Origin of the sequence: Curtobacterium pomorum, from assembly GCF_044497295.1 — a bacterium.
In the GTDB taxonomy this organism is placed as follows: domain Bacteria; phylum Actinomycetota; class Actinomycetes; order Actinomycetales; family Microbacteriaceae; genus Curtobacterium.
Window position 1 is genome coordinate 1,941,491 of the sequence record NZ_CP172409.1, and the last position, 17,988, is coordinate 1,959,478.

At 71.1% G+C, this 17,988-nt stretch carries 20 protein-coding genes; 10 read left to right on the forward strand and 10 right to left on the reverse strand.

The genetic code is table 11. The annotated features are described in order from the left end of the window. Positions 1–82 precede the first annotated feature (82 nt). Both ACGH48_RS09275 and ACGH48_RS09280 read right to left on the reverse strand, forming a co-directional pair. Entirely contained in the window at positions 83–532 is a 450-nt protein-coding gene (locus tag ACGH48_RS09275; protein WP_123312753.1) for a SufE family protein, read from the reverse strand. Then, a complete protein-coding gene (locus tag ACGH48_RS09280) occupies positions 529–1,434 on the reverse strand; it encodes a sulfurtransferase (protein WP_340197711.1) in 906 nt (301 codons plus the stop codon). Before ACGH48_RS09280 ends, ACGH48_RS09275 begins: the two co-directional genes overlap by 4 nt. A gap of 185 nt (positions 1,435–1,619) precedes the next feature. Between ACGH48_RS09280 and zapE the strand changes: the two genes are divergently transcribed. The 3 genes from zapE to ACGH48_RS09295 all read left to right on the forward strand — a co-directional run bounded on the left by zapE (position 1,620) and on the right by ACGH48_RS09295 (position 4,848). Further along, complete coding sequence (gene zapE, locus ACGH48_RS09285) at positions 1,620–2,576, forward strand: cell division protein ZapE (protein ID WP_340197717.1); 957 nt, start codon at positions 1,620–1,622, stop codon at positions 2,574–2,576. A gap of 202 nt (positions 2,577–2,778) precedes the next feature. Beyond that, positions 2,779–4,053 carry an ammonium transporter gene (locus ACGH48_RS09290; protein ID WP_111086361.1) on the forward strand — a complete coding sequence of 425 codons (1,275 nt, stop codon included), beginning with the start codon at positions 2,779–2,781 and terminating at the stop codon, positions 4,051–4,053. A 144-nt stretch (positions 4,054–4,197) separates the two neighbouring features. After that, positions 4,198–4,848: a tyrosine-protein phosphatase gene (locus ACGH48_RS09295; RefSeq protein ID WP_123312751.1), complete on the forward strand. Its 651-nt coding sequence runs from the start codon at positions 4,198–4,200 to the stop codon at positions 4,846–4,848. 139 nt (positions 4,849–4,987) lie between these two features. Here ACGH48_RS09295 and ACGH48_RS09300 read toward each other — a convergent pair whose 3' ends face one another. Beyond that, positions 4,988–5,959: an aldo/keto reductase gene (locus ACGH48_RS09300; RefSeq protein ID WP_123312750.1), complete on the reverse strand. Its 972-nt coding sequence runs from the start codon at positions 5,957–5,959 to the stop codon at positions 4,988–4,990. 146 nt (positions 5,960–6,105) lie between these two features. Here ACGH48_RS09300 and ACGH48_RS09305 point away from each other — a divergent pair, with 146 nt between their 5' ends. After that, positions 6,106–7,074: a beta-ketoacyl-ACP synthase III gene (locus ACGH48_RS09305; protein ID WP_340197713.1), complete on the forward strand. Its 969-nt coding sequence runs from the start codon at positions 6,106–6,108 to the stop codon at positions 7,072–7,074. Between the two features lie 31 nt (positions 7,075–7,105). On the opposite strand, the gene ACGH48_RS09310 is transcribed toward ACGH48_RS09305, so the two are convergent. Next, the gene (locus tag ACGH48_RS09310; protein WP_396291099.1) at positions 7,106–8,071 is read right to left on the reverse strand and encodes a hypothetical protein; all 966 of its coding nucleotides are present in this window, start codon (positions 8,069–8,071) and stop codon (positions 7,106–7,108) included. A gap of 38 nt (positions 8,072–8,109) precedes the next feature. Here ACGH48_RS09310 and ACGH48_RS09315 point away from each other — a divergent pair, with 38 nt between their 5' ends. Next, a complete protein-coding gene (locus ACGH48_RS09315; protein WP_396291100.1) occupies positions 8,110–8,739 on the forward strand; it encodes a hypothetical protein in 630 nt (209 codons plus the stop codon). 35 nt (positions 8,740–8,774) lie between these two features. On the opposite strand, the gene ACGH48_RS09320 is transcribed toward ACGH48_RS09315, so the two are convergent. The 6 genes from ACGH48_RS09320 to ACGH48_RS09345 all read right to left on the reverse strand — a co-directional run bounded on the left by ACGH48_RS09320 (position 8,775) and on the right by ACGH48_RS09345 (position 13,356). Beyond that, the gene (locus ACGH48_RS09320) at positions 8,775–9,734 is read right to left on the reverse strand and encodes a hypothetical protein (protein WP_396291101.1); all 960 of its coding nucleotides are present in this window, start codon (positions 9,732–9,734) and stop codon (positions 8,775–8,777) included. 120 nt (positions 9,735–9,854) lie between these two features. After that, complete coding sequence (locus tag ACGH48_RS09325) at positions 9,855–10,142, reverse strand: hypothetical protein (protein ID WP_396288248.1); 288 nt, start codon at positions 10,140–10,142, stop codon at positions 9,855–9,857. Between the two features lie 53 nt (positions 10,143–10,195). Continuing rightward, positions 10,196–10,564 (reverse strand): flagellar assembly protein FliW, encoded by a 369-nt coding sequence (gene fliW, locus ACGH48_RS09330; RefSeq protein ID WP_396288249.1) that lies wholly within the window; start codon positions 10,562–10,564, stop codon positions 10,196–10,198. After that, positions 10,561–11,442, reverse strand: a complete 882-nt coding sequence (gene flgL, locus ACGH48_RS09335) for a flagellar hook-associated protein FlgL (protein WP_396288250.1) — start codon at positions 11,440–11,442, stop codon at positions 10,561–10,563. The genes fliW and flgL overlap by 4 nt, the downstream gene beginning before the upstream one ends. Before the next feature lie 2 nt (positions 11,443–11,444). After that, positions 11,445–12,866, reverse strand: coding sequence for a flagellar hook-associated protein FlgK (flgK, locus tag ACGH48_RS09340; protein ID WP_396288251.1), 1,422 nt, complete (start codon positions 12,864–12,866; stop codon positions 11,445–11,447). Positions 12,867–12,870: 4 nt separating this feature from the next. Next, a complete protein-coding gene (locus tag ACGH48_RS09345; protein ID WP_123312744.1) occupies positions 12,871–13,356 on the reverse strand; it encodes a flagellar protein FlgN in 486 nt (161 codons plus the stop codon). Between the two features lie 450 nt (positions 13,357–13,806). Between ACGH48_RS09345 and ACGH48_RS09350 the strand changes: the two genes are divergently transcribed. The 5 genes from ACGH48_RS09350 to ACGH48_RS09370 all read left to right on the forward strand — a co-directional run bounded on the left by ACGH48_RS09350 (position 13,807) and on the right by ACGH48_RS09370 (position 17,905). Next, a complete protein-coding gene (locus tag ACGH48_RS09350; RefSeq protein ID WP_340196044.1) occupies positions 13,807–14,625 on the forward strand; it encodes a sigma-70 family RNA polymerase sigma factor in 819 nt (272 codons plus the stop codon). 117 nt (positions 14,626–14,742) lie between these two features. Next, a complete protein-coding gene (locus ACGH48_RS09355; RefSeq protein WP_027465508.1) occupies positions 14,743–15,600 on the forward strand; it encodes a flagellin in 858 nt (285 codons plus the stop codon). A gap of 104 nt (positions 15,601–15,704) precedes the next feature. Next, entirely contained in the window at positions 15,705–17,093 is a 1,389-nt protein-coding gene (gene fliD / locus ACGH48_RS09360) for a flagellar filament capping protein FliD (RefSeq protein WP_396288252.1), read from the forward strand. Positions 17,094–17,103: 10 nt separating this feature from the next. Continuing rightward, the gene (fliS, locus tag ACGH48_RS09365) at positions 17,104–17,577 is read left to right on the forward strand and encodes a flagellar export chaperone FliS (protein ID WP_396288253.1); all 474 of its coding nucleotides are present in this window, start codon (positions 17,104–17,106) and stop codon (positions 17,575–17,577) included. Then, positions 17,567–17,905, forward strand: coding sequence for a hypothetical protein (locus ACGH48_RS09370; RefSeq protein WP_396288254.1), 339 nt, complete (start codon positions 17,567–17,569; stop codon positions 17,903–17,905). The genes fliS and ACGH48_RS09370 overlap by 11 nt, the downstream gene beginning before the upstream one ends. The last annotated feature ends 83 nt before the right edge of the window (positions 17,906–17,988 follow it).

Genomic DNA, 17,988 nt, shown 5'->3' on the forward strand with positions numbered 1-17,988 from the left:
AACGGGAAATGTGCCGGTGATCAACAGACGGGAGGCGCGGTGCCAGCTGGCACCGCGCCTCCCGTCCGCCTTCCGGTCGCGTCTACGACACCGCAGCCTGCACCTGACGCTGCACGCGACCGAGCATGCCCACCATGCCGCGGATCCGCAGCGGGCTGACCGCCTCGGACAGGCCGATCGTCAACGGGTAGTCCGCGGGCACGGCCAGCACCTGCGCTGCCGTCAGGCCGCTCAGGCCCTGCGCCAGGATGGAGGCAAAGCCGCGCGTGGTCGGCGCCTCGCGCGGAGCGGTCGCGTGCATGCGGACGACGTCGGGTGCGTCGCCGTCCTCGCCCACGGTCACCGTGATGAACACGGGGGACTGGCACTCCTCGACCCGTTCGAGTTCGTCCTCGTGCCCCTGCAGCCGTTCGGGCAGTGCGGGCAGCTCGTTCGAGAACTCGAGGAGGAGCTGCAGGCGGTCCTTCTGGCCCAGGGCGAGGAAGTCGTCGCGGATCTCGGCGAGGGTGGCGGGGAGTGTGGCGTCGTTCATCGGTTCGGAACTGTACCCGGCTCCGCGCCCTGCACGATCGGGACGCGGACGGCGCTGCCCCACTCGGTCCACGAACCGTCGTAGTTGCGGACGCTGTCGTAGCCGAGCAGGTGCTGCAGGACGAACCAGGTGTGGCTCGACCGCTCGCCGATGCGGCAGTAGGCGATGACCTCGTCCGCGTCGCCGATGCCGGCGCCCTCGCGGTAGATCGCGTCGAGTTCCGCGCGCGGCTTGAAGGTGCCGTCCGGTGCGGCGGCCGTGGCCCACGGGATGTTCACCGCGGTGGGGACGTGGCCGCCGCGCAGGGCACCCTCTTCCGGGTAGTCGGGCGCGGTCGTGCGCTCACCGCTGTACTCCGGTGCGCTGCGCACGTCGATGAGGGGCTTCCCGAGGTGGGCGAGCACGTCGTCCTTGTAGGCACGGATCTCGGTGTCGATCCGGTCGACGACCGGGTACTCGGCCGGCGTCACGACGGTCTCGTCGGTGGTGAGGGCGCGGTCCTCGGCGATCCACTTCGCACGGCCGCCGTCGAGCAGGCGGACGTCCTCGTGGCCGAACAGCGAGAACACCCAGAGGGCGTAGGCGGCCCACCAGTTGTTCTTGTCGCCGTAGACCACGACGGTGGTCTCGCGGCCGATGCCCTTGCTGCCGAGCAGTTCGGCGAACGCCTCGCCGTCGATGTAGTCGCGCTGGACCGGGTCGTTGAGGTCGGTGTGCCAGTCGATCTTGACGGCACCGGGGATGTGGCCCGTCTCGTAGAGCAGGACGTCCTCGTCGGACTCGACGACGACCAGGTCGGGGGTGCGGGCGTCCAGTTGCTCCTGCAGCCACTCGGTGGAGACGAGACGCTCCGGGTGGGCGTAGGCGGTGAACTTCTCGGACGGGTCGACCGGTGCGGTCATGGTGGGCTACCTCCAGGTGGTCATCCGGCACCGGACTAGGATCGGTCGTCGGTGCCTGTGGGCAACGGTACGCGGACGTACCGTGCCCCAGCCGCAACGTGACACCGCACGACTTGCTTCCCGGAAGGCCCACTCGATTGCCAGCGCACCTCGTCGACCGTGACCCCCAGGTGACCCCGCAGCAGATGGCCGCGGCCCTCGTGCCACCGCCCCAGTTCGCGGACGCCTCGTTCGACTCGTACCGGCCGGACCCGGACTACGCCTCGCAGGCCGACGTGCGCGACGCCGTCGCCGCGTTCGTCGCGGCGGGTCCGACCGAGGCGCCCCGTCGCGGGCTGTTCGGCCGCCGGAAGCAGTCGGTCGAGCCCGCCGCGAAGTCCGGTGTCTACCTGGACGGCGGGTTCGGTGTCGGCAAGACCCACCTGCTCGCCGCGGCGTACCACGCGGCCTCGGGGCGGAAGACGTTCGGCACGTTCATCGAGTACACCGCCCTGGTCGGCGCGCTCGGGTTCCAGGGCACGGTGGACCTGCTGCGGGGGACCGCGCTGGTCTGCATCGACGAGTTCGAACTCGACGACCCGGGCGACACGATGGTCATGACGCGCCTGATCAAGGAGCTCACCGAGACCGGCACCCGGTTCGCCGCCACCTCGAACACGCCTCCGGGCGCGCTCGGCGAGGGGCGGTTCGCGGCGCAGGACTTCCTGCGGGAGATCCAGGCGATGTCCGACCGGTTCGACACCATGCGGATCGACGGGCTCGACTACCGCCGCCGCGCGGTCGACGAGTCGGCGGGTGTGGTGTCCGACGTGGCCGCGGCCCTGCCGTCCGGGGACGCCACCCTCGACGACTTCTCGGCCGTGGTCGCGCACCTCGGGTCGGTCCACCCCTCGAAGTACGTCGCGCTGGTCGAGGGTCTCGACGCCGTCGGGCTCACCGACGTCCGGGCGTTCACCGACCAGACCGACGCGCTGCGCTGGGTCGCCCTGGTCGACCGGCTGTACGACGCCCAGGTCCGGATCGTCGCCTCCGGCACCCCGCTCGACCAGGTGTACCCCGACGCGATGCTCGACGGCGGGTACCGGAAGAAGTACCTGCGTGCCGCCAGCCGTGTCGTGGCGCTGACGCGCGCCCAGGACTGACGCTCGCCCTCGCCGTCCGCTGACCGGTCGGTGCACCCCCTTTCCAGGGGGCTTCGGGCCGTGCGAAACACGACGTTTACAAACCGCGCCGTCGCGTTACATCCGCGAAACACATCGTGCTCCCTCGCGAAACCTCGCATCGCCAGACTCGGTGACACCCGAGGCGGTCCAAGAGCCGTTCGTGCAATCGAGAGGTGAACAGATGCTTGATCAGGGCAACACGACGTTCGTGTTGGTCATGGCGGCGCTGGTGTTGTTCATGACACCCGGCCTGGCCTTCTTCTACGGCGGCTTGGTGAAGGCCAAGTCCGTCATCAGCATGATGATGATGTCGTTCGGTGCGATCGCACTCGTGAGCGTCCTGTGGGTGCTCTACGGCTACGCGATCGCCTTCGCCAACCACGGTGACGGCACGGCGGTCTCCGGTGTGGTCGGGTTCTTCAGCATCGACTGGAACCAGATCGGTCTCGGCCAGGCCTTCGAGGAGGCGCAGTCCTCGAACATCCAGGCGGCGTACCCGTCGATGGCGTTCGTCGGCTTCCAGGCCACGTTCGCGATCATCACGGTCGCCCTCATCTCCGGTGCGATCGCCGACCGCGCCAAGTTCGGCGCGTGGATGGTCTTCGCCGGCATCTGGGTCACCGTCGTCTACTTCCCGGTCGCCTCGTGGGTCTTCAACCTGACCTCGGGCTGGGCCGCCACGTGGGGCGTCATCGACTTCGCCGGTGGCACCGCGGTGCACATCAACGCCGGTGCAGCAGGTCTCGCCCTGGCGCTCGTCCTCGGCAAGCGCGTCGGCTTCGCCAAGGGTGCGCACAAGCCGCACAACCCGCCCTTCGTCCTGCTCGGTGCCGCCATCCTGTGGTTCGGCTGGTTCGGCTTCAACGCCGGCTCCGAGGGCGCCGCTGACGGCATCGCCGCGATCGCCTGGGTCAACACCCTCGCCGCTCCGGCCGCCGCCATCCTCGGCTGGCTGCTCGTCGAGAAGCTCAAGGACGGCAAGGCCACCTCGGTCGGCGCCGCCTCGGGTGCCGTCACCGGTCTCGTCGCGATCACCCCGGCATGTGCCAACCTGACCCCGGGCTGGGGCATCCTGCTCGGCTTCGTCGCCGGCATCATCTGCTGCTTCGCGATCGACTGGAAGTACCGTCTCGGCTTCGACGACTCGCTCGACGTCGTCGGTGTCCACCTGGTCGGCGGCATCGTCGGCACGCTGTACCTGGGCTTCTTCGCCAACGACACCGGCCTGATCTACTCCGGTTCGTTCGAGCAGCTCGGCAAGCAGGCCACCGCGGCCCTGGCCGTGGGCATCTACTCCTTCGTCCTGGCGTTCGTCATCGGCTTCCTCATCGAGAAGACGATCGGCTTCCGCGTCAAGACCGAGGACGAGGTCGCCGGTATCGACACCGCGGTCCACGGCGAAGAGGGCTACGTCCTCTACGAGCAGACCGACGACTCGCCGGTCTCGGTCCGCTAGCCAGCAGACACCAGCACCACCCGCACGACGACGGGCCCCGCGCACACAGCAAGCGCGGGGCCCGTCGTCGTGCGGTCCGTCGTCCGTCGTCCGGCATCCGGCATCCGGCATCCGGCGGCGTCCGTCTTCTGACAGGGTGGGCGCATGACGACGACGTCGACCCTCACCAACCTGCGCGAGGTCGGGGGACCGGGCCTGCAGGACGCCCGAGCCCACACCGTGTACCGCGCGAACACCGAGCGCGTCGGTGCCGACGCGTACCCGACGGGCCTCAGCGCCGTGGTCGACCTCCGCCGCGACGACGAGGTCGCCCGCGTCCCGCACCCGCTCGCCACCACCGACGGCTACCGGCTCGTCCCGCTGTTCGACCCGTCGACCGTCGAGTCCGGCGCCCGGGCCGTGCAGCTCGAGGAGCAGTACGTCGACTGGCTCGAACGGCACCGCACCGGGATCGCCGCGGCGTTCCGCGCCATCGCCCGGGCCGACGGCGACGTACTCGTCTGCTGCTCGGCCGGCAAGGACCGCACCGGCGTCGTCAGCGGGTTGCTCGCCCGACTCTGGGGCGCGTCGCTCGAGACCGTCGGCGTCGACTACGCCGCCAGTGCTGTCGGGCTCGCCGATCGGTTCGCCGCGGAACGTGCGGTCAGCACCGACCCCGAGGCCACCGCGGTCGCCCAGCGGTGCGTGCCGGAGACGATGACCACCGTCGTCCGGCACGTCGAGTCGCGCTGGGGGAGCGTCGGCGCGTACCTGCGCTGGACCGGACTGACGGACGCGGAGATCGCGTCCCTCTGACGCGCGTGCGTGGCCCCTGCGGCTCGCCACGTGCAGTGGCCGCAACGGCGGACGGGAGGCACGGTGCGCGTCCGACGCGCACCGTGCCTCCCGTCCTTGGTCCTGATCGCGGGCCGTGGTCCCGGCCCGTTCCGTCAGCTCACCAGGCGTAGTCCTCCGGCGAGGTCTCGTGCCCCGGGAAGATCTCGTCGAGCCGGTCCAGCGCACGCTGGTCCAGGCGGATGTCGACGGCGCGGACCGCGGACTCCCACTGCTCCATCGTGCGGGGGCCGGTGATCGGCGCGGTCACGCCAGGCTGGTGGAGGAGCCACGCGAGGGCGAGCTCACCCGGGGTGTGGCCGAGCTCCTTCGCGAACGACTCGTAGGCCGTGAGCTGGTCACGGTGCCCCTCGACGTACTCGGCGCTGCGACCCGACAGGCGGCGGGAACCGTTCTCGGTCTTCTCGATGACACCACCGAGCAGGCCGCCCTGCAGGGGCGACCACGGGATGACGCCGAGGCCGTACTCGCGGGCGGCGGGCAGGACCTCGCGCTCGATGTCACGGACGACGAGGTTGTAGATCGACTGCTCGCTCACCAGGCCGAAGGTGTGGCGGCGCTTCGCGGCCTCCTGCGCCTGGGCGATGTGCCAGCCCGCGAAGTTCGACGACCCGACGTACAGGACCTTGCCCTGCTGCACGGCGACGTCGATCGCCTGCCAGATCTCGTCCCACGGCGTCGCGCGGTCGACGTGGTGGAACTGGTACAGGTCGATGTGGTCCGTCTGCAGCCGCTGCAGGCTGGCGTCGAGCGACTGGCGGATGTTGAACGCGCTGAGCTTGCCGCCGTTCGGCCAGTCGATCATCTCGCCGTAGACCTTGGTCGCCAGGACCGTCTTCTCGCGGCGGCCGCCGCCCTTCGCGAACCAGCGGCCGATGATCTCCTCGGTGGCGCCCTTGCCCACCGAGCCGCCGTAGCCGTTGGCGGTGTCGAAGAAGTTGACGCCGAGCTCGTGGGCCCGGTCCATGATGGCGTGCGAGTCGTCCTCTGTGGTCTCCGGGCCGAAGTTCATCGTGCCGAGCACTGCTCGTGAAACCGACAGCCCTGTCCGTCCGAGGTGTGTGTAGTCCATGTCTCCGGTCTACGCGCTCCGAGGGGCACCGTGCCAGGCCCTGGGAGTACCGGTTCTGCACGGTGCGGCGTCGTGGTCGTGCGTCGTGTGGTCCTGCATGCCGTCGGGGGCATGTCGGTGCTCCGGGGAGGAGTACCGTGACGTCGGTGAACACCCCAGCACTCCGTGGCAGCCGGATCCTCGGGTTCGGTCACCACCAGCCCGAACGCATCCTGACCAACGACGAGCTCTCGACCATGGTCGACACCAACGACGAGTGGATCCGCACCCGGACCGGCATCCAGACCCGGCACATCGCCGGACCGGACGACAGCGTCACGTCGATGGCGATCGAAGCGGGCCGCAACGCCCTCGCCGACGCCGGGGTCTCGCCCTCGGCCGTCGGACTCGTCATCGTCGCGTCCACCACGCACCAGGACCGCGCGCCGTACACCGCCGGCCGGGTCGCCGCGGCGCTCGGGATGACGAACGGTCCCGCGCCCATCGACATCAACACCGCCTGCAGCGGGTTCGAGTACGCGCTCGCCCTCGCCGACCAGTCGATCCGCGTCGGTTCCGCCGACGTCGCGCTCGTCATCGGGTCCGAGACCCTGTCCGCCATCGCCGACTGGACCGACCGCTCGACGTGCGTGCTCGTCGGCGACGGAGCCGGGGCCGCCGTGCTCGGCGCCACCGACACCCCCGAGATCGGACCCGTGTCGTGGGGCAGCGTGCCGCACCTGCTCGACGCGGTGCGCGTCGAGGGGTCGCCCGGCCGCTTCAACCAGGAGGGCCGCTCCATCTACCGCTGGGCGATCACCGAGGCCGAGGGACACGCCCGCAAGGTCGTCGAGGCCGCCGGACTCACGATGGACGACATCGAGGTCTTCGCGTTCCACCAGGCGAACCTGCGGATCATCGAGCCGCTCGTCACCGCACTCGGCGGGGAGTCGAAGTTCGTCATCCGCGACGTCGTCGAGTCCGGGAACACCTCAGCCGCCAGTGTGCCGCTCGGGTTGTCGAAGGCCTGGGCGCGCGGCGACCTGCCCGAGGGCGTCCCCGCGCTGCTGTTCGGGTTCGGCGGCGGGTTCGCGCACGCCGGGCAGGTGGTCAGGACGCCGGTTCGGTCGTTCTGACCGGGCCGTGCCGGTTCCCGAGCCGAGCGGTTCAGCGTTCGGGGGTCTCCGACCAGAGGTCCTCGTCCTTCGCGGATCCTCGGCGCCAGCCCAGGCCCTTCGGCTTGGGCTGGTTCTCTGTGTTCAGGTGCTTGTCGGCCTTGGGCTGCTTGTCGGCCTTGGGCTGCTTGTCGGCCCTGGACTCCTTGTCCGACTTCGGCTGCTTGCCCGACTTCGGCTGCTTGCCCGACTTCGGCTCGAGCACGATCGGGAAGTGCGCGGCCGGCGGCCCGAAGCCGGTCCGCGAGGCCTGGATGACCTTCCGCCCGAGCGCGTGGTTGCCGAGCCCACCCACCGCAGCGCCGATCCCGAACGGGAGGGCGCGGCCGAGCACCGACGTCCCCTGACGGACCGCGAACCGCTTGATGAACTGGTCGCGGACCTGTCCGCCGAGGCCGTTCACGACCTGCTTCGGCAGTGACGAGGTCACCATCTCGCCCCAGAACGCCGTGCGTGCCTGGCCGCCAGCGATCTGCCCGCCGAGCTGCTTGATCAGCTGCGTGCCCGGCGCGCCGAGGATCATCGCCATCACGAGAGTCCGTGCCCGCTCAGGGTCGTCCAGCGCGATGCCGTGGACCTCGGTGACCGACTGGGCGAACAGTGCCGTCGTCTCGAGGAACCCGATCGTCTCTGCGCCGCTCAGGCCGAGGGCGGCCACCATCCCGACGCCGGGGATCACCGCACTCGCACCGACCGCTGCGCCACCGGTGGTGACCGCGGTGAGGTACTGCCGCTCGAGGATCTGGATGACCTCGGCGGGGGTGGCGTCCGGCTTGCGTCGGCGGATCGCGTTGACGTGCGCGACGACCACCGGTCGCTGGACGCTGATGGCACGGTCGAGCAACTTGACCCACCCGGCGGGTTGTTGCACCTGTGGGGTCCGGGAGTCGTCGGGCATGGGGGAGACCTGGGCGTTCGGCAGCGGCACGATCGCCTGGTCCTTCGGGGAGCGGGCCATGCGCTCACCGTACGCCGGGCGTGTGGGAGGCTCGCTGGATGGACATCGACGGCGCGCCGGATCCGGCGGACGACGCTCGGCGGGGCGCCGGGTTCCTGACAGTCGCCGAGGTGCTCGGTCTGCTGCCCGAGGTCCGTGTGCTCGATCCCGGCTCGGTGCTCATCGGTGCGGACGTGGCCCTGGCAGCCGGGACGGTGCTCTACCCGGGAACTGTGCTCGAGACCCTCGCCGGCGGCTCGATCACCGTGGGGTCCGGCGTGCGGCTCGGTCCGGGGTGCGTCACCGTCGTCGCGACCACGGCAAAGGTGACCATCGGGTCCGGTGCCGAAGTGGGGCCCGGTCCCGACACGATCACGGCGACGGGGTCGGACGTGCACGTCGGCGACAGCGCTCGACTGTCCGGCGGGTGCCTCGTCGAAGGGCCCGCCATCCTCGGTGCCGGGGCGCAGGTGCTGGGTGCGGTCGCCGTTCGGGACGCCGTGCTCGCAGCCGGCGGCGACCACCGCGAGGCCGACCCGGACCGACGCGCCGGGGTGGTCAAGGGGATCGGACGGGTGCACGGAGCGCGGGTCGGCGTCGGCGAGGTGGTCGTCGGCGGCGGCGTGCCCAGTGCGCCGCTCGTCGTCGAACGGCAGCGTGCACACCACCCGGAGGCGCCGAGCCGCTGACGCCGGCGGAGGACCGGGTGTCGGTCGTCGCCTCGTCATCGGCAGGGGACCCCTGCTCGGCGGAGCGCAGCGCGCACGCGGTCGGGCTGCATCAGGTCGGCCCACGACAGCCGGACCACGAACCGCACCTCGGGGAACGACCGGACGAAGTCCTCGCGCCGTTTCTCCTGCCAGTGCGCCTCGGCCGTGGTGCGCCCGTCGAGCATCGTCGGGTCCTCGTACTTCGCGCGGCCGTCGACCTCGACCACGACGCCCTGATCCGGGAACCAGAAGTCGACGACGGCCGTCCCGCCACCGGCGCGTCGGAACTCGTGCTGCTGCACCGGTTCTGGCGCCCCGACCTGCCGGAAGCGCACCCGGCACACTGACTCCGCCGGCGACCCCGACAGCGCCGATCCCATCCCGATCGCCGTCCCTCCCTTGTCGTACCCCTTGCGCTCGTGAGCAGCGAGTTCGTCGAGGAGCATCTCCGGGAGCACCCGCCGATCGTGGAGCGCCTGATCGATCATCGGGACGACGTCGTCCAACGGTGCGGTGGCCGAGAGATCGACGAGCGTCCGCACCAACGACGTCACCGGCGCCCCGTCGATCTCGGTCGGCATGGTCGGAGGCGTCCCTGCCCACCGGCCGTGCGTGTCGTCGATCTCGGGCCCTGGCCTGACCCGGCCGAGCGCCGTGGTCTCCGGCCGGGTCAGACGGGGGTCGAGGACGTCGACCCTGGTGGGGGCCGGCGCGACGAAGGGCAGTCCGTGCACGGCTGCTGCGGACGAGTGCGAGAACGCTCGGGGCAGCTCGACGGAAGAAGTCGTCGCTCGGACGAGCAGGAGCAGACGGTCCTCGCTCCGCAGACCCTGGAGGTGCGACGGATCGACGAGGACGCCGGGCCGCACCGGAGCGAGCGAACCGCGGTGCACGCGACGCTGCAGGGCGCGCCGTTCAGCGCTCGGATGGTCACCGGTGCGGACGAGGGGGATGGCGAGGACTCGATCGTGCATGTCCCAACGATCGGCGGTGCGAGCCGACCACGTCGGTTCGGCGCGACGATCTGTGGGAAACGAGCCGGGCCTCCAGTCTGTGGAGGGACGAGGCGGACGCACGGTGCGACAACAGCGATGTCACACGACGTCGATGTTGTCGCCGGGCCGTGCGTGCAATTGTTGCGCGTGCGCAGGCGCGACGAACTCGAAGTCGTACGACATCGAGGACGTCGTTCGGGGTCGACCGGTGACAGGCTCCTGCGGGGATCGGTGCCCTGGGCCGAGGGCGTACGCGTGTTCGAAGCTGGACCGACGCCCGTGCAAGGTGCGACAACAGCGATGTCGCACGACGTCGATGTTGTCGCCGGGCCGCGCGTGCAACTGTTGCGCGCGCGCAAGTGCGACGAACTCGATGTCGTACGACATCGAGGACGTCGTTCCGCGTCGACCGGCGCCCCGCCCGCCCCGCCCCGCAGCCCCTACGCCCGCGCGAGCTCCGCCCGCAGCGGCAGGTCCTGGTCCTCCAGGATGAGCTGGGCGCCCACCGCGGTCCGGGCGTTCACGACGATGGGCGCGAGCAGGTTGACGGTCGTGCCGGACGCGCCGGGGTTCGCCACCACGAGCAGCATGGCGTCGGCGGGGTCGGTCAGCTCGAGCCCGGCGGCCTGCTCGTCGGTGAGCTCGGGTGCGTACGACGGCAGGTGCACCGCGGCGTCGAGCACGAACAGGCGCGAGGAACCCCCGACGAGGGTGAACAGGCCCTCGGCGCCGTCCACCGGGGTCAGCGTGAACAGGGGCGCGGCGGAAAGGCCGAACGGCGGGACGGCGAAGGTCAGGGAGATGCTCATCGGAGGTAGTCCATCAGGGTCGGCTGCAGGACCTTCGCGGTGACGGCGAGGGCTGCCTGGTAGTTGGTCTGCTGCACCTGCAGGTCGAGGACGGCCTTGGCGAGGTCGACGTCCTCGATACCGGCGCGGCGGTTCTCGAGCGCGACGGACGCGGTCTTCAGCGAGTCCTGGGCGGCGAGGGCGGTGGCGTGCCGGACACCGACGTCGGCCTGGGCGCCGCGGACGGCCCCGAGGGCACCGTCCACGTCGTTGATCCGCGCGTTCACGTTCACCCCGTTCTGCAGGTCGCTGACGATGGAGTCGAGCACGCCGAACACCGACGACGCCCCGGTGCCGAACACGTCGGCCCCTGCGGTGTCGACGCGCACGGTGGTACCGTCGCCGATCCGGCGGGTGACGTCCGTGCCGGACGCTGCCCACCCGGTCGCCGGGTCGTACGCGGCGGCAGCGGTCGAGGCACCGGCGAAGACCGACCGGGTGCCGTAGGTCGTGTTGGCCCGTGCCTCGAGGTCGGACTTCAGCGACCGGAACTGGGTGATGAAGGCGTCGCGGTCGGTGTCGCTCATGGTGCCGGAGTTCGCCGCCTGCACGGTCAGGTCGCGCACGCTGTTGAGCACGGAGTAGACGCTCGACAGGGCGCTGTCGGTGGTCGCCAGCCAGGCCACGGCGTCGTTCGCGTTGCGGGTGTACTGCGCCGCGGCGGCCTGCTCCTTGCGCACCTGCATCGACGACGCGGTGCCGACCGGGTCGTCGGACGGCTTCTGGATCGCCTGCAGCGTGGTGGCCTGCTCGGTGAGCTGCGCCACGCGCGCCGCACCGGTCTGCAGGCGGGCCGAGGCCGCGGCCATCGACATCTGGGTGGTCACCCGGGTGATCACGATCAGCCCCTCCCGACGAGTCCGACTCGGTTGATGATGGTGTCGAGCATCTCGTCGACGGCGGTCAGGACGCGTGCCGCGCCCTGGTACGCGTGCTGGTAGCTCAGCAGGTTCACGTTCTCCTCGTCGAGGTCGACGCCCGCGCTCGACTGCTGCTGGGTGCGCGCGTTGGTCAGGGCGAGTCCGGTGAGCGTCGACTCCGTCGCGGCCGACCGGGAGGCGGTGCCCACCCCCGCCACGAACGTCGCCCAGGTCGTGTCGGCAGCACCAGGGCCCGTGCCGAGTCGCGAGAGCGCGTCGGCGAACGAGTCGTCGAGCTGCCCCGCCGCGTTCCGCGTCGCGAGACCGCTGCCGTCCGTCGGGACGACCGACAGGCCCTGTGCCGCGGGGACGCCCGCCGCGAGTGCGAAGAAGGCGGTACCGGTGGTGCCGGCCGGGGTGGTGCCGGTGGCGTGCACGGCGTTGACCGTGGTGGCGAGCTGGGTCGCGACGGCGTCGTACGACGCGGCGGCCTGGGCGAGCGCACCGCCCGTGCCGTTCCCGTTCGCCGGGGCGAGGACGGCGAGGGCGCCGCCGATCGACCCACCGCTGAGGGACACCGCGCCGGCGCTGCCGGAGGTCCAGGTGAGGGTGACCGCCGCGCCGTCGGCGAGCCGTTCGCCACCGCTGAGGGCGACGGCGCGGGCGTCGGTGCCCTGCACGAGCGGGTTCCCGCCGAGCAGCACGTCGACCGTGCCGTCCGCGTTGGTGCGGGTCGTCCCGCCGGCGAGCGTCGCGATCTGCTCGGTGAGCTGGTCGCGCTGGTCGAGGAGTTCGTTGGCGGTGCCGCCGGAGGCCAGCGCGGTGCGGATCCGCCCGTTGAGGTCGGCCACCTGCTTCGCGGCGTCGTTCAGCTGCGTCACCTGGCCGGCCACGGTGCCCCGGACCGAGGACCACTGCGCGTCGACCGCCTTCGAGCCGGAGGACAGGGCCGCGGCGACGGTGCCGGCGGCTCCGAGGACGGCACTGGCGGCACCCGGGTCGTCCGGGTGGCTGGCGAGTTCGCTCCACGACGACCAGAAGGCGTCGAGCTTGGCGCTCAGGCCGTCCTTGCCGGGCTCGTGCAGGCCGGTCTCGAGGGCGGACAGGGCCGTCGCGCGGGCGTCGGCGTAGGCGGAGGAACCAGCAGCGACCCGGACGCCGACGTCGAGCGTCAGCGAGGCCAGCCGGGCGATGCCGTCGACCGAGACACCCTGTCCGGCGAGGGCGGCGGTGCCGCGCATGAAGCCGGTCTGGGTCGCCGGGACCGAGTTCTGCGTGACGCGCTGCCGCGTGTACCCGGCGGTGCCGGCGTTCGCGATGTTCTGGCCGGTGACGTCGATGCCGGCGCGGGCCGCGGCGAGTCCGGAGTACGCGGTGGCGAGGGAGCCGAAGGTGCTGACCACGGGGTTACAGGGTCCCCTCGAACAGGCGGGCGCCGTCGGAGCCGGCGCCGGAGGTGCCCGAGGCGTCGTAGGTCGCGGCGTTCGTCACGGTGCCGGCGAGGGTCTCCTCGGTGGCCTGGGCGGCAGTGCGCAGGAAGCGGTCGTTCTCGTCGCGCAGGGCGCCGATCTGGGTGGTCAGTTCGACCATCGCGGTCAGGTGCGCGGCGAGGATCTCACCCCACGGTCCGTTCGGTGCGGCGGCGACGACCTCGCGCAGGGGTGCGTCGGCGGGGACGCCCCACTCCTCGGCGACCTCGGCACTCGACGCGGCGCGTTCGAGTCCGGTGCTGCGGAGTCGTTCGAGGACCTGCTCGACCTCGCGGCTGGCGTGCGACACCCATCGGGAGCGGCCCGCGGTGAGCAGCAGCTGCTCCTCCTCGAGCTTGAAGGTGAGCAGCTCGAGCAGTTCGCGTTCGCGCCAGAGCACGGCGGACAGGTCGTTCACGCTCATCAGCTCCTCCCGTGTGGGTCGTCGTCGGGTGTTCGGGTCTTCCGGTCCACCTTCCGGCGGACACCGAGACCTATCGACGCCGTGGCACCGCCCGTAAGGCCCGAGGACGAGTGCGTGGAACGGATATCGTCCGACCGCGGACCAGTGACCCCCGATGGGGGACGAGAACGACCGTTCCCGGCCCGGTGTCCCCACAAATGCCGACCCCGAAACACCGGGAACACCCCCGCACTGGGGACTGATCGACCCCCGTACAGCGCATTGCCAGCCGATACATTCGGAACGCACCACGAGGGCGACCTCGAACCGCGCGAACGAGGCGCGGGGTGCGCCGCTCGGAGGGAACCGGGCGGGTCTTCGGCGTACGCACCGGCCATCCGAGGCCGGCGTTCGCCGTGCCCACGGACGGGTGAGTCAGGACAGTCACCTCAGGTCGATCAGGGGATCAGCATGGACCGCACCGCACGCAACGCGATGATCGTGGAGCACCTCCCGCTCGTGGGCTACATCGTCGCCGACGTCCGTTCCCGTGCCACGCACCTGGACCGCGACGACCTCGCCGCCGTCGGCTCGCTCGCACTCGTCGCCGCTGCCGACGCGTTCGACCCCACCCTCGGCGTCCCCTTCGGCGCCTACGCCCGGACCCGGATCGCCGGTGCCCTCGCCGACGACATGCGCTCCGCCGACTGGGCGTCGCGCGGCACCCGGAAGCGCATCCGCGAGACCCTCGCCACGCAGGAGGCCCTGTCCGCCCGACTCGGCCGGAGCGTCGGCGTGCAGGAGATCGCAGACGCGATGGGCGTGGACCGGCAGACCGCCTCGGACGCGATGAGCGATGCGGCCCGCATCGTCGCGCCCCTCGACGAGACCGTGCACGACCTCGTCGCCGCCGACCTGCCGTTGCCGGGCGACGACCTGCTCGAGACCGAGAAGCGCCGCTACCTGCGTGCAGCCGTCGAGGCGCTGCCCGAGCGGATGCGCTTCGTCGTCGAGGCGGTCTACTTCGGGGACCGCTCGGTGACCGACGTCGCCGCGGAGCTCGGCATCACGCACTCCGCCGTGTCGCAGCAGCGCTCGGAGGCGATGCGCCTGCTCCGCGACGGCCTGGCCGCGCACTACGGGGACGGCGGCGCGGTCGCCGAACCCGCCTCGCGCACCACGGCGGCCCGCCGGAGCGCCTACCTCGCACGTGTCGCGTCGAACGCCACCGCCGGCGTCGCGCGTGCCGTCCACGACGCGACCGCGCCGGTCGTGGTGGCGGCGAGCTGAACCGTCGACGGTCATTTCCGTCGATTCCCTAACGACTCCCGGCACCCGGTCGAGAGTCATCCACGTCAGCCCACGGACGGGCTGTAGTACGACCCAGAATTCACGGAGGAAACCACCATGGGTATGTCCATCAACACCAACCTCTCGGCACTCAACACGTACCGGAACCTCAACGCGACGCAGAACGACCTGTCGAAGTCCCTCGAGAAGCTCTCGACCGGCCTCCGCATCAACCGTGCTGCCGACGACGCTGCCGGTCTGTCGATCTCCGAGGGGCTGAAGTCCCAGGTCGGTGGCCTCACGGTCGCCGCCCGCAACGCGCAGGACGGCATCTCCGTCGTGCAGACCGCTGAAGGTGGCCTCACCGAGACCCACTCGATCCTCCAGCGCATGCGCGACCTGGCTGTCCAGGCCGGCAACGACTCGAACAACGAGGACTCGCGGAAGGCGATCACGACCGAGGTCGGTCAGCTCCAGGAGGAGCTGCAGCGCATCTCGGACTCGACCAACTTCAACGGGATCAAGCTGCTCGACGGCAAGGCCTCCACCACGGCTGCCGGTCCGGGTACCGGCAAGCTGACCTTCCAGGTCGGCGCGGACGGCTCCGACGCCAGCAAGATCGACGTCGACCTCACGGGTGCGGATGTCTCGAAGGTCGCCACGGCGGTCAAGGCGCTCGACTTCACCACGGGCGACAACGCTCGCCTCGCGGTGACCGAGCTCGACGCGCAGATCAAGTCGGTCTCGGAGGCTCGTTCCAACCTCGGTGCAGTCCAGAACCGCTTCGACCACGCCATCAACGTGACGAACGTGGCCAAGGAGAACCTCACCGCTGCCGGTTCGCGCATCACCGACGTCGACATGGCGCAGGAGATGGTCAAGTACACGCGCGACAACATCCTGAGCCAGGCCGGCACGTCGATGCTCGCGCAGGCGAACCAGAGCACGCAGGGCGTGCTCTCGCTCCTGCGCTAGCACCCACGACGCCGCCTTCCGGGATCGTTCAGGCTTCCCGGGAGGCGGCGTCGCCCTCCTGACCATCCCCACGACGCCAGGGAGTGTCGACGATGTCATCGTCCGTGTCCTCGAGCACCAGCCTCGCGATCGACGGGCTCGTCAGCGGGCTCAAGACGACCGACCTCATCAACTCGTTGATGAGCGTCGAGGGCGTGCCGCAGACCCTGCTCAAGAACAAGCTCACGAGCACCAACTCGTTCATCTCGTCACTGCAGACGATCAACGGGTTGATGCAGGCCCTCGCGACGAAGGCGAAGGACGCCGCGAAGGCGACCTCGCTCGACCTGTTCACCGCCACGAGCTCGTCGTCGGGCGTCACCGCCGTGACCGGCACGAACGCGAGCGCCGGGTCGCTGACGTTCACCGTCGGTGCGACCGCTTCCGCGCAGGTCGGGGTGACCGCCGCGATGTCGACGTGGTCGGCCGCCGCCGAGCCGATCACCCTGGTGGCCGCGGACGGCACGAAGACCACGGTCACGCCGTCGTCGGGCTCCCTCGACGACACCGTCTCGGCGATCAACAAGTCCGGCGCGGGCGTCACCGCCACGAAGGTCGCCGCGGGCGCCGCTGCCGACGGCACCAAGCTCTACCGGCTGCAGCTCACGTCCGCCAAGACCGGCGCCGCCGGCGGCTTCGAGGTGTACCGGGGGACCACCGACCAGGTCGCCGCCGGCACCGCGACGAACGTGCTGACCGAGGTCGGCGCTGCGGTCGTCGCCCAGGCGAAGGACGCCAGCGTCACGCTGTGGGCCGGCACCGCCGCCGAGCAGACGATCACGAGCGCGACGAACACCTTCACCGACCTGGTGCCCGGGCTCAGCGTCACCGTGTCGAAGGCGTCGACGGACCCGGTCACGGTCGGCGTCGCGCAGGACACCACGAAGGCCCAGGCCGTGGCCTCCGGACTCGTCGACGCGATGAACGCGATCACGTCCTACTACAAGACGAACACGGCGGTCACGAGCACCACGAGCGCGACCAGCGGCGCCACGACCACCACCGCCGGCGTCCTGATGGGCGACGGGACCTCACGCGACGCCGTGCAGCGCCTGGGCAGCACCATGTCGGCGCCCGTCGGCGGCAAGTCGCCATCGTCGATCGGCATCACGATCACCAAGGACGGCAGCTTCACCTTCGACGCCGACGTCTTCCAGAAGGCCCTCGCCACCGACCCGGAGGGCACGCAGGCGATGCTGTCCGGCGTCGCCACGAACGTCGGTGCCGCCGCGACGGCGGCGTCCGACAAGTACGACGGGTCCCTCACCACGGCGATCACCGGCCAGCAGGCGGTCGCCAAGGACCTCAACACCCAGATCGACAGCTGGACCGACCGACTCACGATGCGCCGCGCATCGCTCCAGACGCTGTACTCGTCCCTCGAGACCAGCCTCAGCAAGCTCCAGTCCCAGTCGAGCTGGCTCGCCAGCCAGCTCGCGTCGACGACGAGCTGACGGGATCACCATGACCTTCGACTTCCAGGCCGCCGCCTTCCGGCAGGCTGCGCAGCCCCGCACCGTGACCGACCAGCGTCGCGCCCAGTACACGAACGAAGCCGTCCTGTCGGCCACCCCGGCGCAGCTCGTCACGATGCTCTACGACCGGCTGCTGCTCGACCTGCACCGTGCCGAGGCCGCACAGACCGGCGCCGACTGGGACGCCGCACGCGAACAGCTCCTGCACGCCCAGGCGATCGTCGGCGAGCTGTCGTCGACGCTCCGGATCGACGTCTGGGACGGGGGTGAGGGCCTGCTCGCCGTCTACAACTACGCGTCGACGTCCCTCATCACCGCGAACGTGCACCGTGACGTGCAGGCCACGCGGGACTGCATCCGGATCCTCGAACCGCTGCGGCAGTCGTGGCACGACGCCGCGGCGTCGCTCCCGGCGACGTCGGCACGCCAGCAGGCGACGGGCGGAGCCCTCGGTGTCGCCTGAACGAGCACCGTCGCCTGAGCCGGCACCGTCGCCTGAGCCGGTCGACCACCGCCTCGCCTGGGAGGCCCTGCTCGACTCCCTGGAGCACGACGCAGCCCGGCAGGCGGCCGACCCCACGGCCGTGGTGGGGTGGTCGGAGCCGGCCGGGCTGGGTCCGGTGCCGCGCGACCTGGTGGGGCGTGCCTCCCGGCTGCTCGCCGCGCAGCGGGACCGCATCGCGGAACTGGAGTCGGACCGACGGGTGACGCTCGAGCACCTCGGTGCCCTGCGGGCCGTCGACGCGACGCGCGAGCCGCGCGGCGCGGTGTACCTCGACGCCTCCGCCTGACCCGTCCGCCCCGCTCGACCCGGTACGACATGCTCGACGTCGTACGACATCGAGCGTGTCGCTCGCCCGCGTCTGCAACACCG